Raw genomic sequence first — 22,974 nt, 5'->3', positions numbered from 1 at the left:
ACTCACCTAACCCGCCGCTAATTGAAGACCACCGGACCGACATTGTGATTATTGGCGGTGGATTCACCGGCTTGTCCTGTGCAGCGCACCTGAAGGAACTGGACCCATCAGTCGACGTCACCGTTCTGGAAGGCAGTGCCGTTGGTTTTGGGGCTTCAGGGCGCAACGGCGGGTTTTCAATGACCCTGTTCGGCTTTGAGCCCGAGATCACCTGCCTGCTGCACGGCAAGGAAAAGGCCCGGGCCGCCCACCAGTACATGGAAGATGCCGTCGACTACGTGCGTGATTGTGTTTCCCGATACGACTTCGACAGCGATTACGAACACAATGGCTTTCTGCGGATTGCACTGACTAACAAACATCGTGGGCGCCTGCAAAAACAGCAGGTTCTCTACCATGAACTGGGGTTCTCAAGCTCCTTTGATTGGTGGGGCGAAGACCAGCTCTCGCAACGGCTTCACAGCCCGCTGGCTAAAGCCGGCCTGTTTGAGCAACGATGCGGCATCCTGAACCCGGCGAAGCATGTTCGGCACTGGAAATCCATTTGCAAGAAGCTGGGCGTCCATATCTATGAAAACACCCAATGCCAGGCCATCACCTATCCCCAGGGCGGGGTTAGCGTGCAGACGTCCGGCGGCACCGTTAGCGCCAGCAAGGTGGTACTGGCTACCAACGCATACAGCCATCTACTGCCGGAGATGGGAGCGTTTCGTCGTAATCAGACCCCCATCTGGACACATCAGATCGTCACCCAGCCCCTCACTCCAGAGCAGTGGCAAGCCATCGGCTGGGCCGGACGCTACGGTATAGAGACCAACCGGCACCTGGTTCACTACCTGAGGCCAACGGCAGACGGGCGCATTACCTTTGGCGGCGCCAACGTGGTGACCACCGCAGGCCAGAACATGAGCCTCGACCACCACAAACCAACATGGCGGACACTGGAAAAACACCTGAAAACCCTGTTCCCGCCACTGGCGGAGATTGACATCGATTATCAGTGGGGTGGCCCGGTGTCGGTCACACTCGACATGGTTCCCAACCTTGGATTCTACAAAGATGATCGCACGCTGTACCTGTGCGGATGCACTGGCCATGGTGTATCCCTGACGCAATACAGCGGGAAAACCCTGGCTGAGCTGGCCCTCGGCCTGGAAAGCAAGCGTACCGAGGCATGGTTTGTAAATCGAACACCAGTGCGCTGGCCTGTGCAGCCATTCAAGCAACTGGGTGTAGCGGCGGTAAAGGGGGCGCTGAAAGCCGAGGATTATTGGTGGGAGCGGAAGCTGTGGTAAGCCCCCCACTCCCTCCGGCGCCAGCCCTTACCCCTCGTTGAATAGTGTTCCTTGCAGTACGGGTACCTGAACGGTCGCCTCAAAGTTAACGGCCTGCAATAGCAGGTCTCTCGACCCACTCAGCGGGTATTGAGGGTGGAATCCGTAGACCAACAGTGCCAGCTCGTCGCCCGGGTTCAGCGCTTCTGCGACTCCGACCAGTTCAACAACCTCTGCCTTTTTCAGGCCCCTGACCGGTTGGATCTGATCATCGATCAGCTGCCAACGGCTGCTGCCCTCACTGCGTTTACCTAACCCGACAAACAGAATCGCGTCGCAGCCCGGCTCATACTGACTAAGGCCAGCCGCGCATTCTGTTCGACCGAGTATATCGGACACAGTTACAAGAGCTGTGGGAATACCTCCGATTGTTACACCATCGGCGCCGGCTTTGCCCAGCAACAAAGCCTCAGGTGGCAAGGTCGGCGTCGCCGCCGCGGTGGCGCCGTTCGGAACAGGCATGTCGGCGCTCACCATGCGCTCCACTACGGCATCACCGCTTAGTAACGTGCCCGGTGCGCCAGGTGCCGGGAAGGAATCAACCGGCACCTGAATCGCAGCCCCATCTTCCAGTGAAAGGCAGACGTTCTGATCAGTCCCGTCAAAATAGCTCGCCAGCGGCTTGCCCTGAAGATGGTGCTGGAGCCAGTTCAGAGTGGCATCCGATATAGAAATATCACCGCAGGCAAAAGCCCCACCGGCAGACTGAAACCCCGGAATCTCCAACAAGCGTGCGGTTGGATCAACGTACTCGGCCGGCTGCAGCTCGTCTGGCGCTTCAACGGGGAGAATATGACCGGTCTGATGTGTGAGCAATCTGACATCGCCTCCCCGGGCACGCAGACAATCGAAATTTCGCCAGGCTTCGTTGAAATTGAACAGCGTGTCTTTCATCCCCTGGGTAAGCAAAACATTAACGGGCCGGAATGGAGTTGGCGGCACGTCATAGGCTGGCGGAGCAATTTGAAAACTCAGCAAATCCGGAGATTCGGGTACCGACAGTGGTTCACCGGTACAGCGATAAGCGGGGCTGTGGTAGAAGAAGAAATCCAACCCGGATTCAGGAAAACGGTTCAAGAGGAGCCCCTGCGCGAGAATTTCACGGATAATCGGGTCCAGCCCGCCGTTTCCATTACCGGTTGATCCGGCTTCACCGCCAGCTACAAGCACCAGATCCCAGCCGGTCTTGATCACGTTCCCGGGGTTGAGGCTCGACCGCAGGTCATACCAGGTGATATCGGGAACCAGCGCATCCAGTCGCTGCTTCGGGTCTTGCCCGTGCAGCAATAACTGAAATCCACCACCGTAACTGCCACCTATAGCGCCGACTACCGGATTCGGGTTCAGCTCCGGCGGCAAGGACGGCTCGCGCCGATACTGAAGGTACTCGAGGTTATCCTCGGCCCAATCCAGTATCTGAATCAGATCGCGGCCTTCGAACTCCGGGTCCATAACTCTCACGGTACCCGTACTCTCGCCAAAGCCACGCTGATCAATAGATATCACGACAAAGCCCGACTCCCGGTAGTTGTCGAAACCGGTCGTGGAGCGTGATCCGCCAAAACCATGGCCATGCAAGACCAGAGGATGCCCCTGCCGACAGTCAATGCCTCCGATGGGCTCCAGCACCTGAAAGGAAATGGTTTCTCCGGAGCTCGACGTAATGGCAACCGGATAGCTGCGGCCACCTTCGGTGGGTGTGTTTGCAGAACACGAAATTGGCACAATCGCGGGAACATCACACGCCTGGCCGGCATTTTCACAACCGTTGTTTGCCGGCCTTTCCGTTACCTGTGGATTGGAAGCAGGCTGTTGTGCATCGCTGGAGCCGCTATCAAGGCAGCCTGAAAGACTCACCGTCATGGCAGCTGCGCAAGCAAAGCGCAGGCTATTGGTACAACGGGTGTAATGGCGCATCAGGAATTCCTCTGTTGTTATTAGAATGCCATCGCTAACTTTCAATGATTGGCATGTATTGGATTATGCGATGCTAGTGATCAAAAAATCAACTAATTGTCGATGCTTTCCGTCGTCACACCATCGTAACGAAATTGCCACAATGGAGTATTAAACTGCCAACCTAACAGTTTAATAGTGGTTATGCGATACTGAAGGAGCTAAGGTGAATTTTCAGAGACGACGATTTCTGCAGATACTGTTGGTGGGTGGCTCAACCGTGGCACTGAGCGCTTGTGTGGGAGGATCCGGCGGTGGCAACCCACTTAACAATCCGCCTGCACCGAATCTAAACCCGGTACCCGACCTGGGCGACACACCCGCGGACATCCTGGCCATGGAACTTCCGCTTTCTCCCGGGCCTCTCATGAGCATTGGCCCTCTCGAAAACAGCGGGGTTGACGGCATTCTGATCCCCCCAGAGTTTGAGATCCGTCGAGTTGCCGTCTCCGGGCTTACGAGCTCCACAGCCATTCCTCTGCCTTCACTGGGGCTGATCAATTACCCATGGCACATCTTTCCGGATGGCGGCGCGGTATTTGATCTTGATGACGGAGGCTGGATTTACGTCAGCAACAGCGAAATCACTCCGGCGGGCGGCGTCGGCGTACTGAGATTCAATCGCGATGGCGAGATCACAGACAGCTACCCCATCCTTCGAAACACCCGCCAAAACTGTGCTGGTGGCCCCACGCCCTGGCAAACCTGGCTATCTTGTGAAGAAGTTCCCGACGGCAGGGTTTACGAATGCGATCCTTTGGGCACACCGGATACCGCAAGAGAACTCCCGGCGCTGGGCATTTTTAACCACGAAGCGGTTGCAGTCGATCTCACAACGAAAACACTCTACCTTACAGAAGACTCGGGAAGCGGCCGGTTGTACCGGTTCAGGTCCGGCGGTATGGCCGCATCCATCAATGGAAAGCCGGGGCTGGATATGGATAACGGAATCCTGGAGGTCCTGGAAATTGAGGGCTTCGAAGCCGGCGCATATCAACAAGACCTGGCCGAAGCCCGAACGGTGAGGCGGGTTCGCTGGGTACCCGTTCAGTCCCCGGACCGACCTCAGAGCCAGGTCCGTTCGGAAATCGAGATTGCTACTGGCGCCGGGGCCCCAGGCACTGTTTTCAAAGGCGGTGAAGGGATCTGGCTTCAGGAACTGCCGGAAGGCCAGCGACCGCAGGTGAGCGGCGCGAACAACCCGCTACGTGCGGTGGTCTATTTTGCCTGCAAAGGTGACAACCGAGTGTACGCCCTGGACATCGATAACGACTTGATAGAGGTTGTATTCGACAACGAACAACTGATCGCCCCCGACACCCCGTTCGATGATGTTGATAACATCACCATATCACCCATGGGTGATGTCATTGTCGCCGAAGACGGCGACGCTATGCGACTGATGGTAATGAACCCCAATGGTCCGTCAAAAATCCTGTTGCAGATACCCGGTGGCGGCAGTGAACTGACTGGCCCGGCGTTTACCGGTAATGGCCGGTTCCTCTATTTCAGTTCTCAAAGAGGCAATGCCGCAGGCCCCGGGATTCCAGGGCTAGGCATAACCTATGAGCTGACAATACCAGAACGTTTTCGAGCTGGTTGATTTCTAGGCAGCCAGATAATCGCCACAGGCAATTCCCGGGGTGTGCGGGTAAATCTCACACGCCCTGATTCTGCGCATTGCTTTTTGGGGACGAGATCGAAAGGCCAACAGTCTCTGGAAAGGCTGCTGTGGGTTAGTGAGGTAAAAATAAAATGGAGGCGCGGGTCGGAATCGAACCGGCGTACACGGAGTTGCAGTCCGCTGCATAACCACTCTGCCACCGCGCCGGGTAAGCCTGGATTCTGGCTTATGCTCTCAGGAGGCGTGAGAGACTTGGAAATTGGAGCGGGAAACGAGATTCGAACTCGCGACCCCAACCTTGGCAAGGTTGTGCTCTACCAACTGAGCTATTCCCGCTCTTCGTCTAGAGGCTTTGCCTCGTCAACGGCTGCGTATTCTACGGATTCCGCCGGGGGCGTCAACACCTTTTTTTCAAGTTTTTGTTTTTACGGCAATTGTGAACAAACTTTAGCCAAAACCACCGGTTTTTGTCATTTCCGGCCAACCCATCAGAACCGTTATCTGCGCAATGGTTTATCGCCCCCACATCTTTCAGAATCCATGACACCCAATCACATTATCAGGCAGACCAATACCATGCGCGTTCCCGCAACCGTCATCGCTACCCTCTTTACCCTGTCAACCATGGTGGCCAGCCACGCATCTGGCGAAGGATGGACGCCCAAGCAGCAAGGCAAGGAACGGTCTGACATCAACACCTATGTCAGGACCGTTTCGGATACACCAATCAAACAGTTCCGCGGTGTGGTTGAAATCCAGCACTCTATGGTGGCTGCGCTATCGGTGATTGATGACATCTCCCTGTGCCAACAGTGGATCTACAACTGCCAGGAAGCCAACTACCACGTTACAGATGACGGTGAGCGGCTACTGTGGATGAAATTTGATGGCGTTTGGCCAGCCTCAGACCGGGATGTGGTGATGAAGTCCGTATTCCTTCAGGACGAACCGGGTGGCGCTGTCACGGTGCAATCCACGGGCCGCCCGGATGATGCCCCGCAGCAATCCGGTTACGTGCGCATCCCCATGCTGGATAACAGCTTTTTGGTAGAACCGCTTGAGGATGGCTGGATACGGGTAACATTCACCACCCATATGGATCCGGGAGGTCTGGTGCCCGCCTGGGCGGCCAATATTGTGGCTACCGATGCACCAATTCGAACACTGGAAGGGTTAAAACGGATGATGGAAACATCACCCTATCGTGACTATTCAACGAGCGCGCCGCCGAAAGAATTGGTCGAGAAGCACAACCTGCGCTTCCCGACCGGCGATTCCTGAGCTACCTCAGCTATTGCCACCACGGGCCGCGCGATTGCCTGCCACCTGGGTAGCACTGTCGCAGTTAAGGAAGCTGGAGGTCTGCAGCCAGTTCTGGTCCGGGTAGTATTTGAAGACCAACTGGCCACCTTTGAGGTTGTCCACCACGGTTTGCACCACTTTCTGGTCTACCGCCGGGCAGCCATGACTGCGGCCGATGCGACCATACTGGTCAACCCAGTTGGTATTCACATAATCCGCACCATGAATCACGATAGCCCGCTGCCTTGCCAGGTCGTTGATGCCAGGCTCAAGTCCATCCAATCGCAGTGAGTAGCCATGCATGCCCCGGTAGGATTCACTGGCCTTGAACAACCCGATACTTGACTGGTGACTACCCTCGATATTGGAAAAGGCGGTTGCCTCTTCGTTGCCTGAGTTTCTGCCGTGAGCAACCAGATCCCGCAGCAGTAAATCGCCCTGCTCTAGATCAAAAATCCACATCCGCTCCTGGCTGGAGTGCAATGAGAAATCAATCACCGCAAGCCTTTCAGGCATGGCAACGCCGTTGGCGATGGCGCAGTGAGTGGCTTTGAAGGCTGCCTCAAGCACTTCCGGGTTCAGCTTGGGTGCAACACTGGCAAGACGGGCAAGCAACTGGTCATCCAATGACTGGGCCTGGGCCGGTATGGAAATGGCTAAAGAAACCGCCAGGCCGGAAAACAATGAAAAAACGCGTCGATTGTGATGCTTGGGCATGCACGTTACCTCAGGGATCAGGAAGATAAGCTACCTGCTTGAAAAGATGCCTTATTCTAACAGAGAATTTTGAGACGCCGTTCATTCCGTACAATTTTTAACCGTTCCCATACAAATGGTGGACGTTTGATCCGCCCTTCCCGCCGCATAACAAGACCGAAACGTGACCGGTCCGATCACCGGCAAGGTTACGGAAAACCAAAGATACTGGCAGACCCGTTCCGGAATCTTTAAGCTTGAGACTATCTTTTCTGCATACCGGACAAGGATTAACGGCACCTGTGGCGACTGATTCCGGCTATTCAACGACAGCACACCGCGACACCCCCGGTAACCTTGACTGCAACGGTGACACCCTGACTCTATCCGGCAGTTGGACCCTCTCCCATTATTCAGTACTCAACCGGCGGGTAACCGAGGTTCAGGCCAGCGGTGCCACGATCAACAACATTCAGTTCGACGAGCTAAGCCGGGTAGATACGGCAGGGGCGGCGCTTATCGCCCGATTAACAGGCCCGGAACAGGCACTGAGGTTTCTGCAGAATGCCAACCTGCCAGATGAACAGCGGGAACTTCTGATCACCGTTGCCGAGGCGATGGCAGGCGCACCCTGGCAGCCCGCCCGGAAAAACGCTCTGCTGGATTTTCTGGCCGACGTCGGAGAGAAAGTGACCGCCATTGCCCGCCTGCTCTGGATGCTTGCAGGCTTTATCGGGCAAACCCTCGCCACCCTGTTTTATATCCTGCCCCGGCCAAAGCGGTGGCGCATCACGCCATTTGTGGCTGCAGTGCATGACACCGGGCTGAATGCCCTGCCCATTGTTGCACTGCTGACCTTTCTGGTGGGCGCCGTTGTCGCCTTTCTGGGAGCTACAGTGCTGGAAGATTTTGGCGCAACGATTTACACCGTGAATCTTGTCGCTTTTTCGTTCCTGCGGGAGTTTGGCGTTCTGCTGGCAGCCATTCTGCTCGCCGGGCGCACCGCCAGCTCGTTCACCGCCCACATCGGCGCCATGAAGGTCAATGAGGAGCTCGACGCCATTCGTACCCTGGGTTTGAATCCGGTGGAACTACTTGTAGTCCCACGAGTTCTGGCCATGATGGTCAGCCTGCCGGTGCTCACCTTCATTGGCATGATCTCCGGAATGGTGGGCGGTGCCGCCGTCTGCGCACTGGTACTGGATATTCCACCAAGTCAGTTCATGGCCATCGTGGAGCGGGATATTGCCCTGAAACACTTTCTGGTAGGTATCGGAAAAGCCCCAGTGTTTGCCTTCCTGATTGCAGTTATTGGTTGTCTCGAAGGCTTCAAGGTGGCTGGCAGTGCCCAGTCGGTGGGCGAACACACCACCTCCAGTGTGGTTCAGTCGATCTTTATGGTGATCCTGCTGGACTCCATAGCGGCGTTGTTTTTTATGGAAATGGGCTGGTAAGTCATGCCGGAGATGAAACCACAGAAAGGCCACAGCCCTTCAACACCGGTGATCCAGGTGCGGGGACTGTGTAACCGTTTCGGTGATCACGTGGTCCATGAAAACCTGGAGCTGGACCTCTTTCCCGGAGAGATCCTTGGGGTTGTTGGCGGTTCCGGCACGGGCAAATCGGTTTTGCTGCGCAGCATCGTGGGCCTCAACACACCTTCAGACGGCCACATTCAGCTTTTTGATGTTGATCTCACAGAACTTTCTGGCACAGAGCGGTCTCTGTATGAGCAGCGATTCGGCGTGCTTTTTCAGGGTGGCGCCCTGTTTACCTCGCTGAATCTGAAGCAAAACGTTTCACTGCCACTGGTCGAGCACGCGGGTCTTACCCGAACGGAGGCCGAGGAACTTGCCCGGATGAAGCTGGCACTGACCGGGCTGCCAGCAGATGCCGCCCTGAAATACCCGGCCGAGCTTTCCGGTGGTATGGTGAAGCGAGCCGCCCTGGCCCGCGCCCTGGCGCTGGACCCGGAGGTGCTGTTTCTGGACGAACCCACAGCGGGGCTGGACCCGATCGGCGCGGCAGCGTTCGACGAACTGATCGTGACCCTGAGGAACGCCCTTGGGCTGACAGTATTTCTTGTTACCCACGATCTGGATACGCTGTATACAACCTGTGACCGGGTAGCCGTATTGTCCCGTAAAAAAGTGCTGGTGGCAGACACACTTGAAAACGTCGCCAAGACCGACGACGAATGGATACAGGAATACTTTCATGGCCCCAGGGGGCGGGCCGCGATTGATGCACATAACCGGCTGACCAGACAGGAGCCCGTTTAATGGAGCCAAAGGCCCATCACGTTATTATCGGACTGTTCACGCTGGTTGCAGTAACAGCTGCCCTGCTGTTTGCACTATGGCTGGGCAAATCGACTGCAGACCGCGAGTGGGCTTACTACCAGATAGGCTTTGATCACCCGGTGGGCGGGCTGTCAAAAGGCAATCCAGTGTTATACAGCGGCGTTCCGGTTGGCGATGTTCTCGAGCTGTCCCTGGCACCAGACAATCCCGCCCATGTTCGGGTGCTGGTGCGTGTGGATCGCGACATCCCGGTACGGGAGAACACCCGGGCGGAGCTGGTTCTTGCCAATATTACCGGCAGCATGAGTGTCCAGTTCACCGGCGGAACAACCGACAGCCCAGTACTTCAGGGTAACCGTGACAACCCACCGCTCATCAACGCACAGCCATCGGCGTTTTCCAACCTGCTGAACAACGGCGAGTCCATGATCTCCAGTGCAGAACAACTGTTAACCAGCATGAACCGCTTGCTCGCGTCGGAGAATCTGGAGAACGTATCGGCCATTCTGGACAACACACGCCTGGCAACGGAATCATTGCTCGCCAATCGGGAAGAGTTGCTTGCCCTGATGGCTCAGTTCGACACCGCCGCTATCCGCGCCGAGGAAGCCGCGATCAAGGTTTCTGACACATCGGACCGGGCGCGCCAAACCCTGGAGCGGGAAATCGCGCCGGTGCTGGAATCCATGACCCTGGCCCTGTCTACCTTGCAGCCTACCCTGAGCCGGTTGGACCGACTGACCGAAGACAATGAACAGGTGCTGGATGCAGGGATTCAGGGCTTGGGCGAGATAACACCTGTGCTCCGTGAAATGCGCAGTACTCTGAGATCTCTGAATTCGTTTACCCGAAAACTGGATGAAGACCCACTCGGAACATTACGGGGTGGCCCCAAGCTTAAGGAGTTTGAGCAATGATCAGACAACTCTTGAACTGTGTCCTGCTGTTGTCTGCATTTACAATCTCAGGCTGCACGGTTTTTCCACTCCCGGAGCCACCTAGAATCATGGATCTGGGTACTGACGGCGCCCCCACCGTGTTACCACAAACTCACAATGCCAGTCTCCGGGTTGAAACGCCCTTGGCATCGGCCCCGTTCGATGGTTCCCGAATTCTAATCAAACCGACACCTTATGAGTTTCAGGCCATTCGGGAAGCCCGCTGGAGAGACACTGCGCCCATAATGATTCGGGATCACGTGATCAGCCACGTCCGCACCAGTCAGGCATTTCGTAACGCGATTGTCGACACCAGCCCCGCCAACGCAGAACTCACCCTGGTGAGTGAACTTACGGCATTCCACGTTATGCATCAGAACAGTAAACTTCACGTTATCATACGGTTACACACGGAGCTGGTGCAAAATAATCAGCGCGAGAGTATCTGCGTTCGCAACTGGAACATTATGGAGCCGGTAGCCGACAGCCAACAAGAGAGTATCGTGCAGGGGTTCAGCAAAGCCGCAAATCGTCTGGGAAATGACCTGACCGGCTGGATGGCCGAATGCGTGGAACAGTCCCACAAAGCTGCCCAGAACTGATTGCCATCGCTCTCGTTCGCCATTAGAATCCAACGCGACTCAAGGTATGGGTCGACTTCCGATGATTTTCTTCACACATGGAGCGTGTTATGGCGGCCATTCCAGGCGTTGAATTCGTAGACAATACCAACCAACGCACCCCTTGCGTTCTGCTCCTCGATGTTTCTGCATCCATGGCCGGCGAACCCATTCGCCAACTGAACGAAGGCCTGAGAGCTTTTGCCGAAGAACTGCAAAAAGATCCCGTTGCCTCACTTCGCGTGCAGGTCATGGTGATTACCGTGGGCGGGCCAGAAGATGTTCGCGTGGTTCAACCATGGACCGACGCAGCCGACTTCAATGCTCCCTATCTGAGCGCCAATGGGCTGACTCCGCTAGGCCAGGGAATGCATCGTGCCCTTGAGGAGATTGCCAACCAAAAGGCGGTATACGACGCCAATGGCATCTCCAGCACACGCCCATGGGTCATCATGCTATCTGACGGCTGCCCCAACGATTATGGCTGGGAATCCTATGCTGATCAGGCTCGGCTGGAAGAAGAAAACAAACGGGTAATTGTATTTCCGATCGGCACCAACGGCGCCGACTTTGAAGCGCTCGGCAGGTTTTCAACCAAAACGCCAAAGAAACTGAAGGGCCTTCAGTTCCGGGAGCTTTTCGTGTGGTTGAGCCGAAGCATGTCGACAGTTTCCGCCAGTGTCCCCGGTGAAAGGATCAGCTTACCGGCCACAGACTCCTGGGCCGAAATAGAGGTTTAAGGTGGCGTTCCAGTTTGGCGGAGCTTCTGCCACAGGGAGGAGCCACCTCGACCGGGGGAAAGCCTGCGAAGACGCCTATCACATCGTTGAGGACAACGGTGGAATCGTTGCCTGCGTCTGCGATGGAGCCGGCTCTGCAGCCCAATCAGCGGAGGGCGCCGCGAGCCTTGCCCTCAACGTTTCAATGGCGTTGGGAGGAGAGATCGGCCAACTTCACCAGGCGTCCGCTGTCCTCGCATTGCAGGACGCAATCGAAGATACCCGCCGCGAGCTACAACGAAAAGGCCCGCTGTTCGACTTCCATTCCACACTCTGCGGCATTGCCATGTCCAAAGACCAATGTCTTGTCTTTCATCTTGGCGACGGCGTTGTGATGGGAGTTAATCCGGACGACTGGTCAGACTTCGTCGTCAGCGAACCGGAGAACGGTGAATTTGCAGAGACAACCTACTTTTTCACGCTGCCGGAGTGGCGGGAATCGCTGAGAGTTTTCTGCGCTCCCCGGAAATATAGAACCTGGTTCCTCATGTCTGATGGCACCGCCAGTTTTGCCGTCAAGACTTTGCCTTGGCGGCCTACGCCTAACTTTCTGGTGCCCGTTCACAACTACCTCTCCAGCTTACAAGACACCGAAGCCCGCAATAAGGCGATCCTCAATACGCTACAGTCTGTCCAGGCCGACCGAATTACTGCCGACGACAAAACACTGGTATGGGTAAATGCGCAATACCAGAACTGACCTCACCCTTCGTTATCCCAACGGAACCACTAACTCTATCCGTCTTCGCAGCAAGCCATTGAATCAGGGGGCGGACGGCGTCATTTTTGCTGCTCCCAGCGGGAAACTGGCCTTGAAGCTCTATCACGAGCCATCCAAAGACCCGGAACGCCCGCAGAAAATTCAGCAGATGCTGTTGGCACCACCCGATGACGAAGGCATGGTCCATTTCGCCTGGCCCATAGCAAAGGTTGAGGACAAAAAGGGTGAGTTCGCCGGCTACGCGATGCCCTTACTCCCCCTATCAGAATACGCCAACCTGGACCTCCTGCTGACCCGAAAAGGCCGGGAACTGGGCAAACTCCCCCAATCTCGCGAATTTCGAATCAGGGCTGCTGGGAATCTCGCCAGGCGTGTCGCCCAGCTCCACGATCAAGGCCATTTTATTATCGACCTCAAACCAGCCAACATGCTGGTTAACCGAAGGACGGCCGATATTGTGGTTGTGGATTGCGACGGCTTTGCCATCCAGGGGAAGGACAGCTTTATTCCAGGCCATCAATACACAACCGGCTATATCGCACCAGAGGCCTGGCAACAGCAAGAGAAGCCGGAAGCGCTTGGTAAAGCCCAGGATCTCTTTGCGCTTGCGGTCATTATTTTCCAACTCTTGAACGAAGGGCTTCACCCCTATCAGGGGGTACCGCGGGGTAAACAAGCCATCCCCACAGATACCCAGAGTCGTATCGGTAGCAACCTTTTTGCCTACAGCACCCCGGCAAACCCGAAGATTCAGCCCTCTCCCTGGAGTCTTCACAACGACTTCCCGGCCCCGCTCGCTTCTGCCTTCAGAAACGCGTTTCGCCCTAACGTCCAACGACCCACTGCGAAAGATTGGGTCAGCAAACTAGACCGCGCTGTAAGCAGTCTCAAACGCTGCGCCAACAATACCGATCATGGCTTCTGGGGTGACGGCTGTGTGGTCTGCCAACAAGCTTTAGTGGAAGTGAAGGTTAAACGACCAAGTCCCAGGAAACCTCCAGCAACAGCCAGGCGACGAGCTCAACAGCACCCGCCACGGGTCGCTCAGCCAACCACTCGCACCCCGCGACCGACAACAACACGCTCAGGCTCCTCGCCTCTCGCCCAGATTGTGAGCATTGGTTTCTTCGTATTGCTGGTGGTTGGCTATTTTGCCCACCTGCATAATGAAAAAAAGCTTCGGGCCGAATGGCTCGCGGAGATTGAGGCCCGCGAGCAGGCACGCCAGGAAGCCAAAGACAGACAGGAGGAACTTGAAGCCCTGAAAATGCGGAATGCCTGGCGCGAGATTGGTGACCCTGCGTCGGCAATCACCGTGCATTCGAATTTCCATGAATTACCTGTGCCAACGAATGCGTTCTCAAGGCCTGCTTCCCAACCACCGGAAGGCCCACCGCCCATTGTTCCCCATTACTCTGTAGGGGCTTTTGACAATTATCGGCAGTTGCCGATCCTCGGTTACTCCCCTCCCAACATTGCTTGGGACTACCATCGCGGCGAAGTAGCCTCGATGATTACACTGGATCCGTTGTCCGACGACTACAGTGAAGGCCATCAGCGCTACTCGATTGGGCCGAACCACCGGGTAGACGAATGGCTGGTGCATCCGGCAAGCCAGGCACTCTACACTCGCAAATGCGGGTTTCAGATGAATTGCTACCATCTGGCCAGAACGGATCAAAATGGCGAGGAACGATTGTTTAAAGTCCTCGATGTCCAGGCAAACGATGGAACCGGCTTCCGTCAGACGATTCCGCCCTGGCACTTTGCCATTGATGCCAACGACGAACACGCCGTAATTGCTGATTCTGACCGACTCCGGATCTTTGCAACGTCAGCGCCCGAAAAATCCCTTGCTGAATTGGCCTATCCGGACGACTTGCAGGACATGCGCGCCTCGGATCTTGCCATAACGCCTGACGGGGAGACCATTTTCGTGGCGCTGTCCCGATATCGTAATTTCGGTATGGAATTCGCGGCCGCCGTTCTGGAATACACTTTTAACAATGACCAGCTCGTTCTGACCACCAGGTTTGACGAAATATGGCCGGACGATGGTTCCATTCCCGCGCCGTCGGTAGTTGTCAGCGACGATGGAAAAACCCTGGTGACTGGGAGTTATCATGACCTGGATGACGACTCATCTCGCTACAAAGCAATGGGGCAAACGGTTACGGCGAAGGTCGCCAAGGCAGGCATTCACATCTGGCGGCGCGAAACGGGCACTGATGAGTGGTCAACTGCAGGCCAGTACACGCTTCCGCGCCAGGACCTGCTGAAAACACCGGATAACCCCGCGGCGTTTGGCTATTCCTTAAGCAATGTCTTCGGTGCGAGCCATCGCTTCAACCTGGGTCTTCAACTGGCTCCTGATGGCAAGACCTTGCTGAGTGGTCTCGAGTTGGAGCATACACCTCAGCATAAAACCATCGCCCGCGCCTGGATTCTGGATTTGAGTGCGCCGCAACCTGCGGTCAGTCACAGGCTTCAGAACACCATACATCGGCGGGTGACGAACATGGACGTTGACCGGATCAATCCCTTTGTAAAGCTATCCAATAACGCAGATGAGGCGATTCTGGGATCGGCCATCTTCGCTAAGGATTCATTCAACCGGAACCCGCCGGGGCTCGAATTATCCCTGACGGCTTTCCGGCTCCGGAAATAAATCGCTCCAGGCCGCCCGCAGGTAAAGAAACATCGACCAGAGCGTCAGCACAGCCGCCAGATACAACAGCCCGATCGAAACATACGCCAGTAGCTGCCCCGGTGGAAACGCCAGCAGACCAACAATCGCCACCATCTGGGCGGTGGTTTTAATCTTGCCGATATAGGAAACCGCAACACTGGCCCGGCTACCCATTTCCGCCATCCATTCCCGCAAGGCTGAGATAACAATCTCCCGGCCGATGATGATGGTCGCCGGAATAGTCATCAGCACCGCGGCATGTTCTTCAATCAATACTGCCAGTGCCACCGCCACCATCAGCTTGTCTGCTACCGGGTCCAGAAAAGCGCCAAATGGCGTGCTCTGGTCGAGCTTGCGGGCAAGGTAGCCATCGAGCCAGTCGGTGATACCCGCCAGGGCGAAGATAACGGCACTGGCCATGTAACTCCATTGCATGGGCAGATAGAAAACAACCACGAACACCGGAATCATCACGATGCGAGACATGGTCAGTACGTTGGGTAAATTCATGGACTTCCTATTCATCATGCAATGCCGCGTAGATGGATTCAGCCAGTGACTTGCTGATGCCTTGCACTTTCGTCATTTCATCCACACTGGCTTTGCGAATTTCCTGTATGCCGCCAAAGTAACGGATAAGTTCCCTGCGGCGCTTGGGCCCAACCCCTTCGATACCTTCAAGGGTGGACTGCCGACGCTTTTTGTCCCGGCGAGCGCGATGGCCGGTAATGGCAAACCGGTGGGATTCATCGCGAATATGCTGAATCAGATGCAGGGCCGGTGAATCTGCCGGTACCCGAAAGACGTCGCCGGTCATGGCATCAATCAGCTGCTCCATTCCCGCCCGGCGGGTCACACCTTTGGCGACGCCAATCAGCGGAATGTCAGAGATCCCAAGTTCTTCAAACACTTCCCGGGCAATGTTCAACTGCCCTTTACCACCATCGATAAACACCAGGCTCGGGCGCTTGCCCTCACCGCTAACCAGCCGGCGATACCGGCGTGTCAGTACCTGCCGCATTGCGGCATAGTCGTCGCCAGCGGTCACGCCTTCAATGTTGTATAGCCGGTAATCGCTCTTCAGCGGCCCATTCTCGTCGAAAACCACACAAGATGCGACGGTATTTTCCCCGTGGCTGTGGCTGACGTCGAAACACTCCATGCGTGCCGGGGTCTCTGCCAGTTCCAGCAGGTCCCTCAGGGCGAGCAATCGCCGGTACACGGTTTCTTTGCTGGCCAGGTGGGTCAGCAGAGTCTGGCGGGCATTCGTCATGGCCAGTTCCAGCCAGCGGCGGCGCTCACCACGTACATTGCCACGGATACGGGTTTCCCGATTGGCGGCCTCACTCAGGGCTTCCGCCAGCAGCGCCTCACCTTCAACCGCCACGGGCACCAGAATATCCCTTGGAATCTCCCGGCGGGTATCGCCGCCAAAATAGTATTGGCCCAGAAACGCCGCCAGCAACTCACCTTCGGACTGCTCCAGTGAAAAGCGGGGAAAATAGTCCTTGGTACCCAGAACCCGGCCACCGCGCACGATGATCACCACCACACACACCACACCGGCATCCTGGGCAATCGCAATAACATCGGCATCACCACCCTCACCGTCGACCGACTGCTGCTCCTGTACATGGCGCAGATGGTTGATCTGATCCCGGTAAGCGGCAGCTTTCTCGAATTCCAGATTCTTCGATGCCGCTTCCATGGCATTCATCAGGTCATGGATGATGGCCGGGTTCTTACCCTCCAGAAACATGCTGGCGTGGCGAATATCCTGCTGGTAGTCCTCGGGGCTGATGTACTCCACGCAAGGCGCGGTACAGCGGTTTATCTGATATTGCAGGCAGGGACGATTCCTGTTTCTAAAATAGCTTTCACTACAGGATCTTATACGAAAAACCTTCTGTAGAACATTAAGACTTTCCTTGACCGCCCCGGAGCTAGGGAACGGGCCAAACCAGGTGCCACCACCCTTCTTGGTACGCCCCCGCCGGAACGTCAGCGACGGGTAGTCACTGTGGGACGACAGATAGATATAGGGGTAGGATTTATCATCCCGAAGCAGGATGTTGTAGGGCGGCCTCAGGGATTTGATCAGGTTTTGTTCAAGCAACAGTGCTTCGGTTTCGCTGCCGGTAATAGTGACTTCGATGGAGGCAATCTTGCCCACCAGGGCCTCGGTTTTCGGGGCCAGGCCGGTTTTTCGGAAATAACTGCTGACGCGTTTCTTGAGGTTGCGGGCTTTACCCACGTAGAGCACGCCGCCGGTGTCATCGTACATACGATAAACGCCGGGGCGCTCGGTCAGTTGCTTCAGGAAGTCTTTGCTGTCAAACATCCCGACGGTATCTTCGGGTTCAGACCTTGTCGGCATCCAGCAATCCAAGCCGTACTGCCATCAGTGCCAACTCGACATCGCTGGAGATCTCGAGCTTCTCGAAAATACGATAGCGGTAACTGTTGACGGTTTTCGGGCTCAGGCAGAGCTTGTCGGAAATGTCCTGCACTTTCTGGCAATCCACCACCATCATGGCGATCTGCATCTCCCGCTCAGACAACCGCTCGAACCGGGACAGCTCCCCGTCTTCCTCACGGTCACCACCCAGCGTTTTGAGTGCCATTTTCTGGGCGATCTCCGGGCTGATGTACCGCTGGCCGGAGTGGGCCTTGCGAATAGCCCGCACCATCTCCTGAATATCAGCACCCTTGGTGATATAAGCGGTGGCACCACTCTGCATGACACGGGCGGGGTATGGGTCGTCGGCACAGGCCGTTACAACAATCACCCGAATGGAATCATCAATACGCAATATTCGCCGGGTTGCTTCGAGGCCACCAATGCCAGGCATCCGAATGTCCATCAGGACAATATCCGGGCGGTCCTTGCGCACAAACTCAATCGCATCCTCACCGGATGAGGCCTGGCCAATCGCTTCAATATCGGGATTGTCAGCCAACATGCGGGTTATACCGGAGCGCACCAGCTCGTGATCATCAACAACCAGTACCCTGATCAAATGTCACCTCGCCATCAGGTATGAAAAAAACAGACTGATTGTAACGTTTAGAAAAGCCTACGGGTAGGCACCGCAGGCAAAAGCCTGCAGACAAACCAATAAAAGCTTTCAGACTTCGGCGGAAGGGCTGCCAAGGCCAGCCGTGTTCTCGACCGGATCAAACCAGACCACCAGATCGCCCCGGCGCACGGCAGACAGCACCCGCTCCCGCTCTGCCAGTGGATTCTCGGTGTCGTTCAACCCGTGGTAACGCGTGCAGTACTCCTCAGCCAGCCCTTGCAGCTGGTCTTCGGTCAGCAACCCGGCGTCCACCACAAATTTCTCTTCCCGGGGGTCCGCTTCCGGCTGCTGCGCTGCTTCGTCACTCATAAAACCTCCAATCAGTCGCTGTATGTTACGGTTTTATAGCGACGATCAGAACCCCCGTTGTTGGAGACACATGCTATTGATCCGCATACCGGGTTCGAAAGCCGGAGGCCAGCTGCCGCATAGATACAGACTCCTGCCTGAGCGACTCACTCACCCGACGCGCATTGTCCACGTTCTCCGTCAGGGTGTCAGCGCTGGCAGACAATGAGACAGCCCGGCGGCCTACCCTGCCGATTTCCTCGTGCTGAAGGCCAATGGAACTGCGGATATGATCGCTGTGCTGCTCCAGCTCATCGAACTGGTTTTTCAGTCGCTCCAGGTGAGTTTTAAGCGCCAAGAGGTTGCTCTGGTTCAACTCCCCCGCTTCTCGCATTTCCGCCAGAAGCCCATCGACACTACCAACGCCTGTTACAAGGTCCTGCACCCACTGGCGGATGTTGCTGGTGGACTCCGCCGTCCTTCGGGACAGTGTGCGCACCTCGTCTGCCACCACTGCAAATCCCCGACCATGCTCACCGGCCCGGGCAGCTTCTATGGCGGCGTTCAGCGCCAGCAAATTGGTTTGTTCCGCAATATCGGCAATCACACCGATTACCTGTTCGATCTTGCCCGTCGAGTCATTGAGGGCGTGAATGGACTCGGAAACCCGCGCTATCACCTCAACCGTATGCTCTGCCGCCTGCTCGCTGTTCCGCAAACCGCCCTGCACTTCCACATTGGCAACCACGGCCTGCCGGACCGTGACTGCCGACAGCTCTGTGGCTTGCTCAATCTGTGATGCCTGATCAGCAATTGAAGTCATCGACGCACTGACATCACTGATCTGTTGTCCCGTTTCCTCTGAGGCACGCTGCAAGGCTTCAGCCCCCTCATCAAGCGCCGCAGAACGCTCATCCAGGCCGGCCGCTGCACGACGGATATCGCCAATGAAACCCTCAAATCGTCGCACGAGGCTTTCCAGCGCACCGGCAACGCCCGCCACTTCGTCGCGGCCGCCCACCTCCGGCGTTCGTGACAAGTCAGACTCGGCCTCCATTGCCATCAATTCCCGCTCCATGTATTGCAGCCGCAAAATGACCGAATGCCTGAGCCACAGGGTCATGGCCACGACCACCACAAGGAACGCCAGGGAGCCCCCAAGAAGAACAACTCTCTGCCCCGAGAGGAACGCCAGCAAATCGTCCGCGCCAGCTGCCACATCGTCCCGACTGGCAGCCTGTTGCTGGTTTATGGCCTCCAGCATTGGCTCCAGCGCAGGAAACAGCTGAAAATCGACCACCTGGCCTACCCGGTAGTAACTTTTCTCTTCAATACCCTTGTCCATGTCGCCCATCAGAGCCAACACCCGATCAAACTCGCCTTGATGATCGACAGCCCAGTTGCGCAAACGCTCAGCCCCTTGCACGCGCTTCCAATGGTCACGCAAAGCGGTGTCCAGATAGTCAAACTCCGTCTCGATCTCATCCCATAACAGTAACTGCGCCTTTATCTTGAAAGCCAGGTCCTGAAGCCGGCGATGATCCTGCTCAAGATCCATCAGCACCCAGGTGTCCTGAAGATTGTTGCGCATGAGATTCTCGGAGGCATCCTCGGCCTTGAGAATAATCATCCAGGAAAGAACCGCCAGGCCTGTGACGGCAATAAGAGAAAGGACAGCAAAGAACAGGATGCGGGCTCGAACGGTGGACAGCATGACAACTCCAGACGGGAAGGTACCCGTGGAGGGTATGCCTGTTTTATGACACTTTTATTTCGGATTTCGCGTCAAATACTTGATTGCGCCTTTTTGCGCACTTCAAAACCCTGTTCCAATTCACTATCATCGCCGCTTTCATAACGTTTGGATGCTAATGAACCAGAACGCCTTCCGACTGACACTGCCAATCCTGTTTGGTTATCTGCCATTGGGCATGGCCTTCGGCGTGCTGTTCGCCACGCAGCTGGACTATGCCTGGTGGGTTGCGCCCCTGATGGGTCTGGTTATTTATGCAGGGTCTGGCCAGATACTCGCTGTTAGCCTGCTGGCCGCAAGTGCCGGACTGCTGGAAGTGGCTGTGGCCATGTTCGTGCTTAACGCCAGGCACCTGTTTTATGGGCTTTCTCTTTTGGGGCAGTTCCGCGGTGCCGGTTGGCGCAAGGGCTATCTGATATTCGGTCTCACCGATGAAACCTACTCGCTGCTTACCAGCAGGCCGAGGACACCTGATCGCCAACACGAGCAAGCCATTGATTTCAGAATTACGCTGTTCAACCAGCTTTACTGGATAACGGGCTGCGCCATTGGTGCCCTGCTTGGTGAGCTGGTCGCTTTCGACAGCACCGGTATTGAGTTTGCACTGGTAGCGCTGTTCATCGTTCTGACCATTGAGCAATACAAGGCCTTGGGCAACACTTTTCCGCTCTGGGCGGGCGCACTGGCGGCGGGCTTGGCCATGTTGCTGGTACCGCCAGCCCATCAGTTGATTGCAGCGATTACCCTGGTCACAACCACCCTGCTGCTCCACTACTGGAAGCTGCACAAGCGCACAAACGGCGGTGAGGTAAGCCATGGCTGAGCAGTATTATCTGGCGGCCTTCATTGCGGTGTCTGCCGGTGCAACCTTTGCAACCCGTGTGGTGCCGTTCCTGTTTTTCGAGCGCCACACCGAGCACCCCCTGGTAAAGCATATCGGCCGCTTTCTACCGGCAGCTGTCATGGCATTGCTTGCGGTGATTTTTCTTCAGAGGTCGGCAAACTGGAACGCCAGCGCGCCAGGGTTGGACGCCTTAGTTCCAGGGTTGCTGGTGGTCATCATTCACTTGTGGCGGCGTAACGCGCTTCTCTCCATAGCCGCGGGTACTGCCGCATACATGACCATTCAGCAAGCAGGCTGGCTTACGTAGTGTCCCGTCTGGCTAGTTCCTTAACCAGACGGGATACCAGATCAGGGCGTACCTTCAACATTGGCAACCAGCCTGGAATCTTCCAGCGCCGCCGTGCGGTGCTTGACCACACCTTTATATTCCGGGCTCTCAATCATGGCCAGAAAGGCATTGATCGACGGGTAGCGCACCAGCAAGACCTGATCCCAGGACTCATCGGGCGGAGCAATCAGCGAACCTACAGAGCGGCCCGACCAGATCACTTCAGCACCAACGGTGCGAACACATTCCGCAGCTTCTTCCATATATCGCTTGTAGGCATCACGGCCTGAACAATCGTGAGCGTCATCCTGGTAAGCAGCCCGGTCGCGAAACCGTAAAAGATTCAGCATCACAACGGGCTGATCTTTGGGGGTTTCCTGCAAAACTTTGCGGAGCTCTTCCTGAGATGGATTGATGGTCGCCATGCTTGTCCCTGTTCATGAGTGTGAAAACGTTACGGAACATCGAAGCCGTGTAACGAACAGTAAACCAATTTACTGAAATTTGCACCCGTTCTGGATTAACGTCGCAGGACTCAGGATAAGCGACAGGAAAACAAAAAAACCCAGCATTTCTGCTGGGGTTTCATATTGGCGGAGAGGGAGGGATTATTCGGCCCTCTCCCCTTCGGGGTCGTCGTCGCTATGCTCCGACGTTCCTACGGCTGCTGCGCAGCCTACGGTCGAACCCGCGAGGATTCTCACCCGCCCTCACAGCCAATAAAAAACCCCAGCATTCCTGCTGGGGTTTCATATTGGCGGAGAGGGAGGGATTATTCGGCCCTTCGGGCCTCTCCCCTTCGGGGTCGTCGTCGCTATGCTCCGACGTTCCTACGGCTGCTGCGCAGCCTACGGTCGAACCCGCGAGGATTCTCACCCGCCCTCACAGCCAATAAAAAACCCCAGCATTCCTGCTGGGGTTTCATATTGGCGGAGAGGGAGGGATTCGAACCCTCGATACGCTATTAACGTATACACACTTTCCAGGCGTGCGCCTTCAGCCACTCGGCCACCTCTCCAATAAACTGTTTCAAATCAGCGATGTCGTCGCTCATTTGAGGGCGCAAACTTTAATGGTTTTGGGGGCGTTTGGCAACTGTCTCCGGTGAGATTCCCGAAAAATTTGTTTGATCGGGGATAATTGCTCATTCTTATAGTCAAATTCATTAATCCGGAGCGAATAACCATGCTGATGAAAGCCGAACAATCCACGCTGTTGCTTGTTGATGTCCAGGAACGGCTGATGCCCGCCATAAGTCAGGGCGAGGAAGTGGTTGATCGTTGCACCCTGCTGGCCACCATTGCGGGTGTACTGGAGGTTCCGGTGGTTGGCACAGAGCAGTTGCCCGAAAAGCTGGGACCGAATGTTGAGTCGGTGCGAGAGCTGTGTAACGTTACGGTGGGCAAACATCACTTTGATGCCTGCCCGGACGGCCTCATCGATCAATTACCCGAAGGGCGGCAACAGATTGTCATCGGCGGCTGCGAAACCCACGTATGTATGCTGCAAACCGCGCTGAGTTTGCTGGATGCCGGCTACAAGGTTTGGGTGGTTGCTGATGCCACCGGCTCCCGTAACGACTTCGACCGGGATGTGGCGCTTGACCGCCTGCACCAGAGTGGCGCCCGGATTGTCACTACCGAGATGGTGGCTTTCGAGTGGATGGTGCATTGCAGGCATCCCCGATTCCGGGATATTCAGGCGCTGATCAAATAACCG

21 protein-coding genes, 3 tRNA genes and 1 other RNA gene are annotated in these 22,974 nt (G+C 56.0%); 13 read left to right on the top strand and 12 right to left on the bottom strand.

What is annotated here, in order from left to right:
• On the top strand, positions 1–1,295 hold a 1,295-nt coding region (locus J122_RS10255), incomplete at its 5' end, for an NAD(P)/FAD-dependent oxidoreductase (protein ID WP_082780555.1).
• Positions 1,296–1,322: 27 nt separating this feature from the next.
• Here J122_RS10255 and J122_RS10250 read toward each other — a convergent pair.
• A complete protein-coding gene (locus tag J122_RS10250) occupies positions 1,323–3,251 on the bottom strand; it encodes an alpha/beta fold hydrolase (RefSeq protein WP_061332220.1) in 1,929 nt (642 codons plus the stop codon).
• Positions 3,252–3,456: 205 nt separating this feature from the next.
• Here J122_RS10250 and J122_RS10245 point away from each other — a divergent pair, with 205 nt between their 5' ends.
• Positions 3,457–4,893 (top strand): alkaline phosphatase PhoX, encoded by a 1,437-nt coding sequence (locus tag J122_RS10245; RefSeq protein WP_061332219.1) that lies wholly within the window; start codon positions 3,457–3,459, stop codon positions 4,891–4,893.
• Positions 4,894–5,046: 153 nt separating this feature from the next.
• Here J122_RS10245 and J122_RS10240 read toward each other — a convergent pair.
• A tRNA-Cys gene (locus J122_RS10240) sits at positions 5,047–5,120 on the bottom strand.
• A gap of 54 nt (positions 5,121–5,174) precedes the next feature.
• Positions 5,175–5,250 (bottom strand) — tRNA-Gly (locus J122_RS10235).
• A 240-nt stretch (positions 5,251–5,490) separates the two neighbouring features.
• On the opposite strand from J122_RS10235, the gene J122_RS10230 reads away from it, so the two are divergent.
• Positions 5,491–6,195: an START domain-containing protein gene (locus J122_RS10230; protein ID WP_061332218.1), complete on the top strand. Its 705-nt coding sequence runs from the start codon at positions 5,491–5,493 to the stop codon at positions 6,193–6,195.
• Between the two features lie 6 nt (positions 6,196–6,201).
• Here the strand turns inward: J122_RS10230 and J122_RS10225 are convergent, their stop codons facing one another.
• A complete protein-coding gene (locus tag J122_RS10225; protein ID WP_061332217.1) occupies positions 6,202–6,933 on the bottom strand; it encodes a murein L,D-transpeptidase catalytic domain family protein in 732 nt (243 codons plus the stop codon).
• Between the two features lie 281 nt (positions 6,934–7,214).
• On the opposite strand from J122_RS10225, the gene J122_RS10220 reads away from it, so the two are divergent.
• The 7 genes from J122_RS10220 to J122_RS10190 all read left to right on the top strand — a co-directional run bounded on the left by J122_RS10220 (position 7,215) and on the right by J122_RS10190 (position 14,941).
• On the top strand, positions 7,215–8,366 hold the full coding sequence (locus tag J122_RS10220) for an MlaE family ABC transporter permease (protein WP_061332216.1): 1,152 nt from the start codon (positions 7,215–7,217) through the stop codon (positions 8,364–8,366).
• Between the two features lie 12 nt (positions 8,367–8,378).
• A complete protein-coding gene (locus J122_RS10215; protein WP_197463837.1) occupies positions 8,379–9,194 on the top strand; it encodes an ABC transporter ATP-binding protein in 816 nt (271 codons plus the stop codon).
• Positions 9,194–10,132 (top strand): MlaD family protein, encoded by a 939-nt coding sequence (locus J122_RS10210; protein ID WP_061332214.1) that lies wholly within the window; start codon positions 9,194–9,196, stop codon positions 10,130–10,132. The genes J122_RS10215 and J122_RS10210 overlap by 1 nt, the downstream gene beginning before the upstream one ends.
• Before the next feature lie 89 nt (positions 10,133–10,221).
• Positions 10,222–10,755: an ABC-type transport auxiliary lipoprotein family protein gene (locus J122_RS10205; protein ID WP_061332213.1), complete on the top strand. Its 534-nt coding sequence runs from the start codon at positions 10,222–10,224 to the stop codon at positions 10,753–10,755.
• A gap of 89 nt (positions 10,756–10,844) precedes the next feature.
• Positions 10,845–11,513, top strand: coding sequence for a vWA domain-containing protein (locus J122_RS10200; protein ID WP_061332212.1), 669 nt, complete (start codon positions 10,845–10,847; stop codon positions 11,511–11,513).
• A 1-nt stretch (position 11,514) separates the two neighbouring features.
• Positions 11,515–12,252 carry a PP2C family serine/threonine-protein phosphatase gene (locus J122_RS10195; protein WP_061332211.1) on the top strand — a complete coding sequence of 246 codons (738 nt, stop codon included), beginning with the start codon at positions 11,515–11,517 and terminating at the stop codon, positions 12,250–12,252.
• Positions 12,233–14,941 carry a protein kinase domain-containing protein gene (locus tag J122_RS10190; RefSeq protein ID WP_061332210.1) on the top strand — a complete coding sequence of 903 codons (2,709 nt, stop codon included), beginning with the start codon at positions 12,233–12,235 and terminating at the stop codon, positions 14,939–14,941. Before J122_RS10195 ends, J122_RS10190 begins: the two co-directional genes overlap by 20 nt.
• On the opposite strand, the gene pgsA is transcribed toward J122_RS10190, so the two are convergent.
• The 5 genes from pgsA to J122_RS10165 form a co-directional block, all read right to left on the bottom strand.
• Positions 14,909–15,472: a CDP-diacylglycerol--glycerol-3-phosphate 3-phosphatidyltransferase gene (gene pgsA, locus J122_RS10185; RefSeq protein ID WP_061332209.1), complete on the bottom strand. Its 564-nt coding sequence runs from the start codon at positions 15,470–15,472 to the stop codon at positions 14,909–14,911. The two genes, J122_RS10190 and pgsA, sit on opposite strands and share 33 nt — an antisense overlap.
• 7 nt (positions 15,473–15,479) lie before the next feature.
• Positions 15,480–17,339 carry an excinuclease ABC subunit UvrC gene (uvrC, locus tag J122_RS10180; RefSeq protein ID WP_061332208.1) on the bottom strand — a complete coding sequence of 620 codons (1,860 nt, stop codon included), beginning with the start codon at positions 17,337–17,339 and terminating at the stop codon, positions 15,480–15,482.
• Positions 17,323–17,982, bottom strand: coding sequence for a UvrY/SirA/GacA family response regulator transcription factor (uvrY, locus tag J122_RS10175; protein ID WP_058091151.1), 660 nt, complete (start codon positions 17,980–17,982; stop codon positions 17,323–17,325). Before uvrY ends, uvrC begins: the two co-directional genes overlap by 17 nt.
• A 108-nt stretch (positions 17,983–18,090) precedes the next feature.
• Positions 18,091–18,351 (bottom strand): hypothetical protein, encoded by a 261-nt coding sequence (locus J122_RS10170; RefSeq protein WP_058091152.1) that lies wholly within the window; start codon positions 18,349–18,351, stop codon positions 18,091–18,093.
• A 73-nt stretch (positions 18,352–18,424) separates the two neighbouring features.
• Positions 18,425–20,044 (bottom strand): methyl-accepting chemotaxis protein, encoded by a 1,620-nt coding sequence (locus J122_RS10165; RefSeq protein ID WP_061332207.1) that lies wholly within the window; start codon positions 20,042–20,044, stop codon positions 18,425–18,427.
• 157 nt (positions 20,045–20,201) lie between these two features.
• Here J122_RS10165 and J122_RS10160 point away from each other — a divergent pair, with 157 nt between their 5' ends.
• Both J122_RS10160 and J122_RS10155 read left to right on the top strand, forming a co-directional pair.
• Positions 20,202–20,906 (top strand): AzlC family ABC transporter permease, encoded by a 705-nt coding sequence (locus tag J122_RS10160; RefSeq protein ID WP_061332206.1) that lies wholly within the window; start codon positions 20,202–20,204, stop codon positions 20,904–20,906.
• Positions 20,899–21,234: a branched-chain amino acid transporter permease gene (locus J122_RS10155; RefSeq protein ID WP_061332205.1), complete on the top strand. Its 336-nt coding sequence runs from the start codon at positions 20,899–20,901 to the stop codon at positions 21,232–21,234. Before J122_RS10160 ends, J122_RS10155 begins: the two co-directional genes overlap by 8 nt.
• A gap of 41 nt (positions 21,235–21,275) precedes the next feature.
• On the opposite strand, the gene J122_RS10150 is transcribed toward J122_RS10155, so the two are convergent.
• The 3 genes from J122_RS10150 to J122_RS10140 form a co-directional block, all read right to left on the bottom strand.
• On the bottom strand, positions 21,276–21,680 hold the full coding sequence (locus J122_RS10150) for a DUF1330 domain-containing protein (protein ID WP_058091156.1): 405 nt from the start codon (positions 21,678–21,680) through the stop codon (positions 21,276–21,278).
• A 330-nt stretch (positions 21,681–22,010) separates the two neighbouring features.
• A non-coding RNA gene (locus J122_RS10145) (RtT sRNA) lies at positions 22,011–22,151 on the bottom strand.
• A 31-nt stretch (positions 22,152–22,182) separates the two neighbouring features.
• Positions 22,183–22,273: transfer RNA gene (locus tag J122_RS10140), tRNA-Ser, on the bottom strand.
• Positions 22,274–22,440: 167 nt separating this feature from the next.
• On the opposite strand from J122_RS10140, the gene J122_RS10135 reads away from it, so the two are divergent.
• Positions 22,441–22,971 carry an isochorismatase family protein gene (locus tag J122_RS10135; protein WP_061332204.1) on the top strand — a complete coding sequence of 177 codons (531 nt, stop codon included), beginning with the start codon at positions 22,441–22,443 and terminating at the stop codon, positions 22,969–22,971.
• Positions 22,972–22,974: the final 3 nt, after the last annotated feature.

Origin of the sequence: Marinobacter excellens LAMA 842, assembly GCF_001574445.1 — a bacterium.
Taxonomy (GTDB): Bacteria; Pseudomonadota; Gammaproteobacteria; order Pseudomonadales; family Oleiphilaceae; genus Marinobacter; species Marinobacter shengliensis.
This window is presented reverse-complemented; position numbering and strand designations above follow the sequence as displayed.